This window comes from Chloroflexota bacterium (assembly GCA_016197225.1).
GTDB lineage: Bacteria > Chloroflexota > Anaerolineae > Anaerolineales > VGOW01 > VGOW01.
This window is the reverse complement of the sequence record JACPWC010000024.1, coordinates 38,581-50,770: the sequence shown is the minus strand read 5'-3', so window position 1 is coordinate 50,770 and position 12,190 is coordinate 38,581. Positions and strand designations below refer to the sequence as shown.

General features: G+C 58.4%; 10 protein-coding genes. 1 reads left to right on the top strand and 9 read right to left on the bottom strand.

The features are described 5' to 3' along the window. Positions 1-6: 6 nt before the first annotated feature. The 9 genes from HYZ49_04745 to rpmH all read right to left on the bottom strand — a co-directional run bounded on the left by HYZ49_04745 (position 7) and on the right by rpmH (position 8,647). Positions 7-3,813: a GAF domain-containing protein gene (locus tag HYZ49_04745; GenBank protein MBI3241584.1), complete on the bottom strand. Its 3,807-nt coding sequence runs from the start codon at positions 3,811-3,813 to the stop codon at positions 7-9. Positions 3,814-3,944: 131 nt separating this feature from the next. Beyond that, positions 3,945-4,433: a response regulator gene (locus HYZ49_04740; protein ID MBI3241583.1), complete on the bottom strand. Its 489-nt coding sequence runs from the start codon at positions 4,431-4,433 to the stop codon at positions 3,945-3,947. Next, positions 4,430-4,819: a response regulator gene (locus HYZ49_04735; GenBank protein MBI3241582.1), complete on the bottom strand. Its 390-nt coding sequence runs from the start codon at positions 4,817-4,819 to the stop codon at positions 4,430-4,432. The genes HYZ49_04740 and HYZ49_04735 overlap by 4 nt, the downstream gene beginning before the upstream one ends. A 189-nt stretch (positions 4,820-5,008) precedes the next feature. After that, a complete protein-coding gene (locus tag HYZ49_04730; protein ID MBI3241581.1) occupies positions 5,009-5,674 on the bottom strand; it encodes a KH domain-containing protein in 666 nt (221 codons plus the stop codon). A 23-nt stretch (positions 5,675-5,697) separates the two neighbouring features. Then, positions 5,698-6,552 carry a membrane protein insertase YidC gene (locus HYZ49_04725; GenBank protein ID MBI3241580.1) on the bottom strand — a complete coding sequence of 285 codons (855 nt, stop codon included), beginning with the start codon at positions 6,550-6,552 and terminating at the stop codon, positions 5,698-5,700. Between the two features lie 9 nt (positions 6,553-6,561). Continuing rightward, positions 6,562-7,722 (bottom strand): PQQ-binding-like beta-propeller repeat protein, encoded by a 1,161-nt coding sequence (locus tag HYZ49_04720; protein MBI3241579.1) that lies wholly within the window; start codon positions 7,720-7,722, stop codon positions 6,562-6,564. A gap of 115 nt (positions 7,723-7,837) precedes the next feature. Next, positions 7,838-8,047 carry a membrane protein insertion efficiency factor YidD gene (yidD, locus tag HYZ49_04715; protein MBI3241578.1) on the bottom strand — a complete coding sequence of 70 codons (210 nt, stop codon included), beginning with the start codon at positions 8,045-8,047 and terminating at the stop codon, positions 7,838-7,840. Further along, positions 8,044-8,382 (bottom strand): ribonuclease P protein component, encoded by a 339-nt coding sequence (rnpA, locus tag HYZ49_04710; GenBank protein ID MBI3241577.1) that lies wholly within the window; start codon positions 8,380-8,382, stop codon positions 8,044-8,046. Before rnpA ends, yidD begins: the two co-directional genes overlap by 4 nt. A 67-nt stretch (positions 8,383-8,449) precedes the next feature. Further along, a complete protein-coding gene (gene rpmH, locus HYZ49_04705; GenBank protein MBI3241576.1) occupies positions 8,450-8,647 on the bottom strand; it encodes a 50S ribosomal protein L34 in 198 nt (65 codons plus the stop codon). Between the two features lie 256 nt (positions 8,648-8,903). On the opposite strand from rpmH, the gene HYZ49_04700 reads away from it, so the two are divergent. Then, entirely contained in the window at positions 8,904-12,113 is a 3,210-nt protein-coding gene (locus HYZ49_04700; GenBank protein MBI3241575.1) for a hypothetical protein, read from the top strand. Positions 12,114-12,190: the final 77 nt, after the last annotated feature.

Sequence of the window (12,190 nt, the reverse complement as noted above, 5' to 3'; positions counted from 1 at the left end):
AATGATTTAGATCGCTGACGGTCGGGAGCCGTTGCCGCCGTTGTTTCCATTGTTGCCGTTCCCCTGGCCCGAGCCGGGCTTCCGCGGGAGCAGGTCGTGCTCGGGGCCAAGCCGGGCCACTGCCCGCCGGGTGCGCAGAATGTCATTGAGTTCGCTGAGAGTAGTGGAGATAATGCTCTCGGCGTCAATCGAACGGCGGATCTTGCCGGTGACGCGGTTGATCAATTGCTCCAACCGGGCGCGGCGGTTGACCTGAAGATACAGCCGGGCGTTTTGAATAGCGACGGCGATCTGATCGGCCATCGTCTGCAATACCGAAACATCGGCGTCGGAGAAGGCGTTGACCTGGACGGATTGCACATCGAGAGCGCCAATGACGATGTTGCCGACGATGAGGGGCAGGGCCATTTCGGAATGGGTGTCGGGCAGGAACGGGTTGACGAAGCGCACCGGCTCTTCGCCGACATCGAGGGCGATGCGAGCGCGGCGGTTGGCGACGGCCCAGCCCACCATCGAGTTGCCGCCCACTTCCAGTTTGTGGCCTCGTTCGAGCAACTTCTTGCCGGCGTCGCCGGTGGCGTGCCTGAGCACGGCCCACTCTCTGGCGTCGTCCACCAGAAAGAGGGCGGCGTAGTACAGGTCGAAGCGTTCACGGATGGCTTCGACGGCTTCAATCACCAACTGATCCGGGTCAAGAATAGAGATGGTGGCCCGGCTGACATCCGAGGCGGCCACCAGTTGCTGGGCGCGGCGGCGCGAGGCTTCTTCTGCCGCCTTGAGTTCGGTGACGTCTCGCGAAATGCCAAACGTGCCAATGACGTGGCCCACGCTGTCTCGCAAAGGCAATCGCGTGGTCAGCGCCCAGGTCGCCGAGCCATCGGGCCACAGTTCCTGCTCCACCTTGCCGAAGATGGGCTGGTTAGCGAGCAACACGGTTTGCTCGTCCTCGTAAACCTGGCGGGCGTATGCCTCGGTGAAGAAGTCGAACTCCCATTTGCCGATCATATCTTCGGGCGGCAGGTTGAACCTGTCGGCCACCGCCTTGCTTACCCGGATGAAGCGGCCCTCCTGATCCTTGAAGTAAATCTTGTCCGGGACATTTTCCAAGAGGGTTTGGAGAAGGTAGGTTTCGTAGTCCAACGCCTTGAGGGTGTGTTGCGCATTCTCCAGCAGTTGAGCATTGCGGATGGCGATGCCGATCTGATCGGTCATCGTCTGCAAGGCGGCAATGTCGGACTCGGAGAATGCGTTGTGTAAAGTGGACTGCACGTCCAAAGCCCCGAGGACGGTTTCGCCGACTCTCAAGGGCAGGGCCATTTCGGAGCGGGTATCGGGCAGAAGCGGGTTGGCAAAGCGCGTCCGTTCTTTGCCGGCATCCAGCGCAATGCGGGCCTGCCCCTGAGCGATGCACGCGCCGACCATGGAGTTGCCGCCAACCTCCAGCCGGTGGCCGTTCTCAAGCAACTGCCGCCCGGCGTCGCCGGTGGCGTGCCGAAGCATCGCCCATTTGCCCTCATCGTCCACCATAAAAATGGCGGCGTAATACAAGTTGAACCGGCTCCGGATCAGTTCGACGGCGTCCACAATAAGTTGAGCCGGGTTGAGCATGGAGATGGTGGCCCGGCTCACTTCCGAGGCGGCGGCCAGTTGATCGGCGCGGCGCTGGACTTGCTGGTAGAGTTGGATGCTTTGCACGCCAAGCGCGATCTGCGAGGCAATGGTAGACAACAGGCGCGCATCTGCCGGGGCGAAGAGGTTTTGCTTTTCGTAATCCTGCACCGCGAGCACGCCGATGACATTCTCGCGGACGATGATCGGCACGCCCAGATATGACTCAGCCGGGTCGCCTTCGACGATGGCTCCCTGGGTGGTGGCCTCGGCGGCGTTGTTCACCACCAGCGGCTGGCGTGTTTGAATGATGAGGCCGGTGAGGCCGTGCCCCACCGGAAAAGGATCAACCGAGGTGACCAGGCCGCTCTCGTAGAAATAGGGGATTTCGAGAAGCTCGCGCTTGGAATCGTAGAGGCTGATGTACATGACCGGCGCGTTGATGACACGCAGAACTTCGCGGCGAACCACGTCAAACAGGCCGTTCAAGTCGGTCTGGGCGGCAACGGCCTGGCCGATCTGGTTGAGGGTGTAAAGTTCGCCGAGGCGGTTCTGGGTTTCCTGAAGGAGACGGGTGTTTTCAATGGCCGCCGCCGCCTGCGAGGCAAAGAGTTGGGCGATGCGTTCATCATCTGCCGAGAACCAGTTGGGCTGGCTGTGCGTGAGCGTCAGCACCCCGACCGTGGAGCCTTGCCAGGCCATAGGCACGGTCAGGGCGGCGCGGAAGGCGGCGCCGGCGACAGCCCCGGTCCGGCTTTCCCACTTGGCGTAATCTTCCACGCGCAGGGGCCGGCCACTGGCGAACACCTGACTCGGCAGGCCCTCACCCCGGCGCAGGCGTTGCCCTACCCGAGTCGGCTCGCTGACGTTGGCTCGCAGTTCGATTTCATCGTCATTGAGGGGCAACCAGATTTCGGCGTCGTTGGCTCGCATCAGCGTCAACGACCGGCGGGCGATCAAGTCCAGCAAAGCGTCGAAGTTGCTTTGGGGGATGCTCAACTCAACTGAGGATTCGAGCAACGTAGCCAGTTGTTGAGCGCGAGCCTTTTCGCGCGTGTACTGAGCGGCGTTGCCGATGGCGACGGCGATTTCGTCGGCCAGGGTTTGGATGACGGGCACCAGGTCGTTCGGGAAGGCGTTGCTGTTGACCGATTGCACGTCAAGGGCACCGATGACTTGCCCGCCCTGGCGCAGAGGAACGGCCAGCTCGGCCCGGGTATTCGGGAGTAGCTCATGCCGGAAATAAGCCGGGTCGTCGCTTACGTCGGAAGCGACGCGGGCGGCGTTGTTGGCGGTGACGTAGCCGATGATGGTGTCGGAGCCAACGTCTAGTTTATAGCCGCTCTTGATCAGGCTCGCTCCCACTTCGCCCATTGAGGCGCGAAGCACGGCGTTCTCGCCCGCCTCGTCAAGCAGAAAGATCGAAGCATGATAAAAATTGAAACGATCCCGGATCAGGCTCAAGGTAGTGTCGAAGAGTTCATCCAGGCTAAGCAACGACGAAGCCGCCCGACCCACCTCGGCGGCTACTTGCAGTTGTTCAGAGACGCGGCCAACTTCCTGTTGAACCGTCCGCCGGGTGTTGAAGACAAAGAGGGCGCTCAAGATGAACAGAATAACGCCAACCCCCAGCAGGATGATCTGAGTGTCGCGGACGGCGGCAAAGATGTTGGTGGTTGCCCGGGAAAACAAAGCCTCTTCCTCGTTATAGATGCCGGCTAACTGCGCTTCGGTGTCTTTGAAGGCGCGGCCCAGTTCAAACTCAATTACCGGAACTTGCGCCTCGGAAGGGCTATTGCGGAAGCCGGCGATTTGCGAATCGTAGATTTCAAGCAGGACGCTTACGGCGTCAATGGCCGGCGTATATTTTGCGTTTCCGGCGGCGGCAGTTTGCAGGTCTTCCAGACGGGCGGCCACGTTGGCCCGCCGCGCATCAACAGAGGTGAACTCGGGTACGTCCAGGTGGAGTGCCAGTTCGACTTCGGCGTGTAATTGAAGCACTTCTATCCGCAAAGCCGAGAGCTTTGGTAGAAGGCTAATGGAAGGCGCGACCGACGTTTGAAACTTTTGCGAAAGATCGAGGTAATTGAACAGGATCAGATTCTCGGCCACGGCCCCAATGACGAGCAGGATGACGAGAAGGATAAGCTGGCTGCGGGGAACGGCAGGACGACGGGCGGTAGAAGGAGGAATGGATGCCAACATAACTGAGCCGCTTTCAGGGAGACAATGCCAATAAGTTGTCCAACGTTACCTGAGGCGCCAGGCAGGCTGAGAGGCCAGCGTTAAGGATAGCTTGCCGGCTGGATTCGCTAAAGGGAAGCCTGAAGGCGGGCTTACGGGGTGGATAATTCCCATACCGGTTCGCCCCGCAACATCCGACGGATTTGGTCAGGGAATTTGTCGGTGTCGAGCGGTTTGCCCAGGAAGCCGTCGAACCCGGCGGCCCGCGCCCTGGACATTTGCTCGGTGCTGGCTTCAGCTGTGACGGCGACCACCATGGTGTTGGCCAGGCGGGGATGTTCACGGAGTTTGTTGAGGGCGGCGTAACCGTCCTCGTAAGGCAGGCGAATGTCCATCAGAATCAAATCAACCTGCGGCAGGGTATCGGCAAACTCAACGACTTGCCAGCCGGAGGTTTTCCATTCACAGCGTTGCACGCCCATGTAGGCCAACATGCGGGCCATCAACACAAAATTGGACGGGTTGTCTTCAACAATAAGCACGGTCGCGTCTTTAGCATGAATCGCCCGGTGCTGGCGCGTCGAGCCGTTTTGCTGTTTGGGTGAGTTGGTTGATTGATCGGTGGTGGACTGAAGCGTCATGTGGGCTGAGCCTCTTCGATGAATCGGGCAAGTTGTTGTGGGAAGATATCAATGTCAATCGGCTTTTGAATGTAGCCGTCGCACCCGGCGGCGAGCGTCTTCTCACGGTCGCCGCGCATCACGTTGGCCGTGAGGGCGACGATGGGCACGCGGGCCAGGTGCGGCATTTCTCGAAGTTGGGAAGTGACGGCGTAACCGTCAATCTCTGGCATGTTGATGTCCACCAGAATTAAGCTGAACTTGTTTTCCGCCGCCTTCGCCAACCCTTCAGCGCCGTTGGCGGCAACCAACACCTCGTAACCTTCAGCAGTGAGAATGCGTAACGCCAAAAGCCGGTTATCCGGGTTGTCTTCAATATAAAGAATGCGTCGTTGACTATCGGCCATAAATGACTGACTGGTACGCCGGAGCTAACAGCAAACTAACATCGGGCACCCGCCCTAAACCTTGCAAGGTCGTTATCAAACCATTTGCCTTGCAATTCTGCTGTAAGCCTGCAAAACCGTACAGCCCGCGTCGCTGGCGGGCTACTGTCAAGACTAAATTACAAAGCGCGAGGCCTCAACGCCGTTATACTATTTCTTGTTCTTTGGAATGACGGTCACTTTGCGCAATTGGCCATTGCCTACACTCTCGGTGACCACGTCTGGATGGTCGCGCAGGGCCAGATGAATGACGCGCCGCTCGTTGGCCGGCATTGGCTCCAGCGAGATGGTGCGGCCACGTTGCACTGCCTGCTCGGCCAGCCGCCTGGCAAGTTGTCGGAGTTGGTGCTCGCGCCGGACTTTATAGCCTTCTACATCCACGACGACGTTGACCAGTTGATCCAATTGTTTGGAGACGATGAGGCGGACGATGTATTGCAGGGCGGCCAGCGTTTCACCCTTGTGGCCGATCAACATTCCCAGATCATCGCCTTGAATATCCAGAATCAAGGGCCGGCTTTCCTCAGGGTCAGCCGCCTCTCCCCAGGAAGCGTTGATCCGCGCCCGAACCAGCATCTTCTCCAGCAGAGTCTGCAACGTTTTGCGCGCGGCGAGAAGCGTCGGGTCATCGGGCTGAGGCTCGACGAGGCGGATTGACACCCGCACTCGGGCCTGGCGGCCTTCCTGCGCGTCGCCGCTGTCCAGCACCTCGACATCCACTTCATCCTGCTCCACGCCAAGTTCAAACAGCGCTTGAGCCACAGCTTCATCCACGTCGGGGGCAATGATTTCCAGGAAGGTGCGATTCTCAGACATCGGGCTAACCTTTTACGGCAGGTCTATTTTTTGGCGCCGGCTTTGGCGGCTCTGGCGGCTTTTGACGATTTGCCGCTTGTTTTCACGGCGGGTTTGCCGCTCTTGGCGGCTGAGGCGGGAGCGGCAATGGCCGGCAGCGGCTCACGCCGCAAAAAAGCCAGCAAGCGCGCCCGCTGTTGATCGTTCGTCAACGGGTACTGCACCATGCTCACCAGGTTCGACACAATGAAGTAAATGGACAGGCCCGAAGCGAATTGCAAAGACATGAAGCCAAACATGACCGACATGGTGATACCCATGGTCTTGGTCATCTCGGCGGCCTGGCCGGTGTCGGCCCCGGGTTGGGGGGGCGGGGTAATCAGTTTTTGCGAGAGCCAGGTGGTGGCGAAGACCAGCGCCGGCAAAATATAAATTGGATCGGGTAGGGCCAGGTTGAGCCAGAGAAAATGGCTGTTGACCGGGACCAGTTTGTCAAGATTTGGGAAGACCGGGTAGATGGCGTGATACAAATCCACCAACGACAGCGGCGAAACGGCCATCACGTGGGTGATGGATCGGTACAGGCCGATCATGATTGGAAACTGCAGAAACATTGGCAAACACCCGCCCACCATCGTCATCGGGTTGTAACCCAGGGCAGTCAATTCGGTCTGGAGTTTCTCCGGCTGGTCCTTATACTTCTCTTGTAGTTCCTTGATTTGCGGCTGCATGGCCGCCATGCGCTGTGAATTCTTCTGGCTCGACATCGTGAGCGGCACGGTGATCAGGCGGACGGCAATCGTGAAGAGGACAATAGCCAGGGTGAAGTTGTTGCCCACCCAGGTGTAGAGCAACAAGAGCGCGTTGGTGAACGGATTGATGATGAACGTGTCCCACATAGTATTCCCTTACTTCGCTTTTGGATCAAAGAACCACAGCACCGAGCCGTCGCCAGGGTTTAGAGCATACAAGAGATTTTTCGCCGCCAGCGGCGCGATCAGAACTTTATCATCCAGAACAACCAGGTTCGCCAAGAGGCGATCGGCGTTATTTTCGTCGAGCACTTTCCCTTGCGGCCAGGCAAGGGAGCCGTCGGCGGCGTTGAGCGCGTATATTGTACCCTGCTTGTCGGTTGACACCACCAGCTTGCCGTCAATCAGGACGGGCGTGCCGCGAATCGAGCCGTCGAGCGGGACTTGCCAGTTGACGCGGCCTTCGGCGGTATTGACCGAGTACACCGTCCCATCCAGATCGGCAAAGTACAAGGTGCCGCCGTCAACCACTGGTTTGGCCCACACCCAGCCCGAGGCTTTCACCGTCCAAAGCTCGCGGCCTGTGCTGGGGTTGAGGGCGTAAAGAGTGTCGCTCAGCGTGCCCACGTACAACTGCTCACCATCCAGCACCGGCGTCCCTGCCAGCGCCCCGTTCAATAGCACCGACCAGAGTTGTTTTCCAGAGACGGCATCCACGGCATACAAATTGTGATCCATCGAGGGCACGTACACCACTTCTTCAGTGGGCAGGGGCGCGGCCCAAAGGCTGTTCGTGGCGGCGAAGGCCCACTTGAAATTGCCATTCAAATCAAGGGCGTACAGATTGTTGTCGGCTGAGGCGACGTAAACGGTTTCGCCGAACACAGCGGCAGGCGCGATGAGGCGATCGGTTGAGCCATCCTCCGGTTTTGCTTTCGGGCTTGTGAAAACGTCTATGATAATCTGTAAAAAGTCTTTCGTAGCAACTTGGGAAGGCCATTTCCATTTTTGAGTTCCGGTGGCCGCGTCAAGTGCGTAAACCGATTTGTTGAAAGAGGTGACAATCAGGATGTCACCAGCCAACACCGGGTCGGAGAAAAATTGGCTGATTTTGCTATCGTTTTCAGCAGGGAATTGCCAACGCTTGACACCGTTGGCAGTGTTGACGGCGTAGACGTTGGTGTTGAAGGCAACGTAGGCGGTGTCGCCGGAGGCGGTAAGGCCGGGCCACGATTGGGATGGAGCGGCGCCGCAGGCGGCTAGCACGACCGATAACAAAATCATCAAGATCGCCAGGCGGCGATAGGTAGTGTTCATTGGGACCAGCTACTCCTTATAACCATTATTCATTCGTAGGGGCGAAGCATTCGGGGCAGTATCTTGATGAACTGCGAGATCATCTTCCGAATGCTTCGCCCCTATAGATTCGCAGTCATGGCACAGGGTCGTAGCCGCCCCGCGCAAATGGATGACAGCGCAAGATGCGCCTGAAGCCGAGCCAACTGCCGCGCAGAATGCCGTATTTATCAATCGCCTGATAAGTATATTCTGAACAGGTGGGGTGATAAATACACGACGGCGGCAACATCGGCGAGATGAAGCGCTTGTAAAAGCGGATCAGGCCAAGAGCAACTTTCTTCATCCTTCACTCCCGCGCAGTAGTTTGGCCCGGCGCATGAGTTGAGCCAGGGCTTCGGTCACGTCCGGCCATCTGGCTTTGACCAGAGGCGGGCGGGCGATGAGTACCACGTCCCAGCCTGGCGCAAGTTGCGCTTCGGCCTGCCGCAACGCCGAGCGTAAACGCCGCTTGGCCCGGTTGCGGGCGACTGCGTTTCCTACATTTTTGCCTGCCGCAATGCCAACCCGGATGTTGGATTGATCATTAGGGCAGGCTATTAAAACAATCAGCGGGTGACCCCATGAACGACCTTCGCGGCGCACCCGCTGAAAATCTTGACTCGTTTTGAGAGTGAGCATTCAGCGTTCAACCAGCGGCGGTTTGCACCAGTTGCGGCTGAATGCTGACCGCTAAAAGCTGACAGCTTTAAACGTTGCTGTTACTGCCTTTGGTTTCGTTCCAGTTAACCTTCTTGAGATGCACGCGCTTGACGGCCAACTGCCACCGGCCTCTGGCCCGGCGGGCTTTGAGCACCTTGCGTCCGTCGGCGGTTTTCATGCGGGCGCGGAAGCCGTGCACGCGGGCGCGGCGGCGGATTTTAGGCTGATAGGTTCGCTTTGGCATTTCTGTTTCTACCCTTCAAAAAAGTACGGCCTCAGTGGGCCGCAAGTTACTGCAAGTGAATTGTGTCGTCCTACTTCGGGCGGGATTATACCACAGAGGGTTGGGGAATCCAGAAGGCGGATTCGCGCGATTCGCCCAAGCAAAGCATCCACATTCGTTACAAACGCCTATGGCTGTATAGTATTTACACCTCAGCGCGGAACGGTGTACACTGCCTGCCATAGTTCCCCAATCGCCCTTTGCTGGAGGTTGCGTAATGACCATTCATCTTCGCGCGTCACTTCGATTCTTCTCAAGTTGCCTGTTTGCCATCTCCATCGCCTTGTCCCCTCTCACTACACCGGCCTTTGCTCTTTCGGGGTTCTCCGAAGGCTCAGGCGAGTCTGCTCGCTTGCCTTCGCGAAGGGTTGGTCGCCTGGCAAGTGAATCGTCGTTAGTCAGCCCATCCATCGCGGCGGTTTCTGCGGGCGGCTGGCATACCTGTGCTCTGACGACGGGGGGCGGGGTCAAGTGTTGGGGCAGGAATGACTCTGGTCAGCTTGGCGATGGCACAACGATTGAGCGTTCTACACCAGTAGACGTGATTGGGTTGACAAGCGGGGTGGCGGCCATTTCCGCTGGCGGCTTTCATAGCTGTGCCTTGACCACTGGCGGCGGGGTCAAGTGTTGGGGACAAAAAAGCTCCGTCGGCGACGGGGGAAATATAGATCGCACCACACCCGTAAATGTGAGCGGGTTGACAAACGGAGTCGCGGCCATTGCCGCCGGTAGTTGGCATACCTGCGTCCTGACTACCGAAGGCGGGGTCAAATGCTGGGGCCTCAACGGTCAAGGCCAGCTTGGCGATGGCACGACTACAAATCGCGCCACGCCAGTAACCGTAAGCGGGCTAACAAGTGGCGTTACAGCTATATCCGCAGGCGGGTTACACACCTGCGCCGTCCTGACGGGAGGCGGGGCCAAATGTTGGGGCTATAACGGCTGGGGCGCGCTTGGCGATGGCACAACGACTTATCGCCCCACACCCGTGGATGTCAGTGGATTGACGGGCGGAGTCGCAGCAATTTCGGCGGGTGACTATCATACTTGCGCCCTGACAACTGGAAACGGCGTCAAGTGTTGGGGCAGGAACATTGAGGGCCAAGTTGGTGATGGCACAACCACCAACCAGCTTACATCTGTAGATGTCAATGGATTGACAAGCGGGGTTGCAGAAATTGCTGCCGGTAGTTATCACACTTGCGCCCTGCTCGCCGGGGGCGGGGTCAAATGCTGGGGGAAAAATGACTACGGCCAGCTTGGCGATGGCACGGTTGTCAACCAATCCATGCCTGTCAATGTAAGCGGGTTGACAAGCGGGGTGGCGACCATTGATCTGGGCGACTCGCACACCTGCGCTTTGCTCGCCGGGAGCGAGGTTAAATGCTGGGGATGGGATGGACATGGCCAGCTAGGCACTGACAGAATCCTGGAGCGACTCACCCCGGTGGATGTGAGCGGGCTGACAAGCGGGGTGACAGATATTGCCGCGAATTATTTGAATACTTGCGCTCTGACGAGCGGCGGCGGAGCTAAGTGTTGGGGAAATAGCCTCTATGGCCAGCTTGGCGACGGCACGAAAACCGCTCGCGCAGTGCCAACGGATGTGAGCGGATTAACGAGTGGAGTTGCGGCCATTGCTGAAGGTTCATATCACACTTGCGCCCTGACCAGTGGAGGCGGCGTCAAGTGCTGGGGGTTGAACGACTTCGGTCAGCTTGGTGACGGCACAACCACAAGTCAACTCACGCCAGTGAATGTAAGCGGGTTAACGAACGGAGTCGTCGCCGTTGCAACAGGCGGGTTTCATACGTGTGCTCTGACCGATGTTGGCGGGGTTAAATGCTGGGGGAATAATACTTATGGCCAGCTTGGCGTCGGTCCGAGTTTAGGCGGTTTAACGCCGTTGGACGTGAACGGTCTGACGGGTGGGGTCGCGGCCATCACTGGCGGTTTATATCATGCTTGTGCGCTGACCGACGTTGGCGGCGTCAAATGTTGGGGTGAGAACAACTACGGCCAACTCGGCGATGGCACAACTACACGACAATATACTCCGGTGGATGTGAGTGGATTGACGAGCGGGGTGACCGCCATTGCGACAGGCGGCGGTCACACTTGCGCATTAACTGTTTCTGGCGCAGTCAAATGTTGGGGGAGCAACTTCTCCGGTCAACTTGGCGATGGCACGTACACAGATCAGACCACACCGGTGAATGTGAATGGCCTGGCAAGCGGCGTCACGGCCATGACCGCCGGGCAATATCACACCTGCGCCCTGAATACCAGCGGCGGGCTTAAGTGCTGGGGATATGATTACTACGGCCAGCTTGGCGACGGCGCGACGATGATAAACCGTGCTATCCCCGTCAACGTGAATGGATTGACGAGCAATGTTATGGCCGCCGCCGCAGGGCACTGGCACACCTGCGCTTTGATTGCCGGTGGCGGGATCAAGTGCTGGGGGAGGAATACGTACGGCCAACTCGGCGAAGGCGGGTTCATTTTGCGCACAACGCCCACAGATGTCGTTTGGATAGTTGGCTCGCCGCCCACTTTGCTTTCGCCTACAAACAATGCTTTGACAATGACCTACACGCCTATGCTGGACTGGGGCGACTCGACGCCCGCGCCGGATCACTACGAAGTGCAAGTTGATGATGGCCCCGATTTCTCTGCGCCAATTACAACCCAGACAATCGCCGCCTCGGCGTTCACGCCCTCTACTTCGCTTAATCCAAACGCTCTTTATTACTGGCGTGCTCGCTTGTTCAATGAAGCTGGGCAATATAGCCTCTGGTCGGCAACTCGCGTCTTTCGCACGGCTCTGGCCCCGCCGGAAACCAGCTTCCCTGGCAATTTCGGCCAGCCGCAAAGCTTGCGCCCTCTGTTCGATTGGGTTCAAGTGACCGGAGCCACCTCCTACACCCTGCAAATTGCAACCGATCCCAACTTCACAACGTTGGTGAACAACCTGAATCTCTCGCCGTCGGCTTACACGATGACGGCTGATCTGCCGCGCGGTGTCACACTGTTTTGGCGCGTTCGGGGCAACACCCAGCACGGGCCGGGCAATTGGTCGCGCCAACGGCATTTCAACACCGCCAACCCGCCAAGTGTGCCAATCCTGCAAGCGCCCGGAAATGGCGCACTGGTGATGAACCTCACCCCAACTCTGGATTGGGCGGATTCGTCTCCAGCGCCGACGTATTACGAAGTGCAAATCGCAACCGATCTTGACTTTGTCAATGTGCTTGGCCGGGGGCAGAGTGGGCGAGCGGCCGTTTCACAGCACACGCCTGGCTTGCCGTTGGTAGCAGGCGAAACCTATTACTGGCGTGTGCGTGCTACCGGCGGCGCTTCGTCGTTGGGCCAGTTTTCATCTAGCCAATGGTCAAGCGTAAGGTGGTTCCAAACACCGCCATAACGTGCTGCCCTAAGCAATTTCGATTCTGATCAACCCCTGATTCGTTGGCGGCGACTGCCACGCCAGGTGAAGAGAAG

What these genes read in the sequence shown, in the direction of transcription:
- HYZ49_04745 (MBI3241584.1), bottom strand. Translation starts at nt 3,813, where the DNA reads ATGTTGGCATCCATTCCTCCTTCTACCGCCCGTCGTCCTGCCGTTCCC.
- HYZ49_04740 (MBI3241583.1), bottom strand. Translation starts at nt 4,433, where the DNA reads ATGACGCTTCAGTCCACCACCGATCAATCAACCAACTCACCCAAACAG.
- HYZ49_04735 (MBI3241582.1), bottom strand. Translation starts at nt 4,819, where the DNA reads ATGGCCGATAGTCAACGACGCATTCTTTATATTGAAGACAACCCGGAT.
- HYZ49_04730 (MBI3241581.1), bottom strand. Translation starts at nt 5,674, where the DNA reads ATGTCTGAGAATCGCACCTTCCTGGAAATCATTGCCCCCGACGTGGAT.
- HYZ49_04725 (MBI3241580.1), bottom strand. Translation starts at nt 6,552, where the DNA reads ATGTGGGACACGTTCATCATCAATCCGTTCACCAACGCGCTCTTGTTG.
- HYZ49_04720 (MBI3241579.1), bottom strand. Translation starts at nt 7,722, where the DNA reads ATGAACACTACCTATCGCCGCCTGGCGATCTTGATGATTTTGTTATCG.
- yidD (MBI3241578.1), bottom strand. Translation starts at nt 8,047, where the DNA reads ATGAAGAAAGTTGCTCTTGGCCTGATCCGCTTTTACAAGCGCTTCATC.
- rnpA (MBI3241577.1), bottom strand. Translation starts at nt 8,382, where the DNA reads ATGCTCACTCTCAAAACGAGTCAAGATTTTCAGCGGGTGCGCCGCGAA.
- rpmH (MBI3241576.1), bottom strand. Translation starts at nt 8,647, where the DNA reads ATGCCAAAGCGAACCTATCAGCCTAAAATCCGCCGCCGCGCCCGCGTG.
- HYZ49_04700 (MBI3241575.1), top strand. Translation starts at nt 8,904, where the DNA reads ATGACCATTCATCTTCGCGCGTCACTTCGATTCTTCTCAAGTTGCCTG.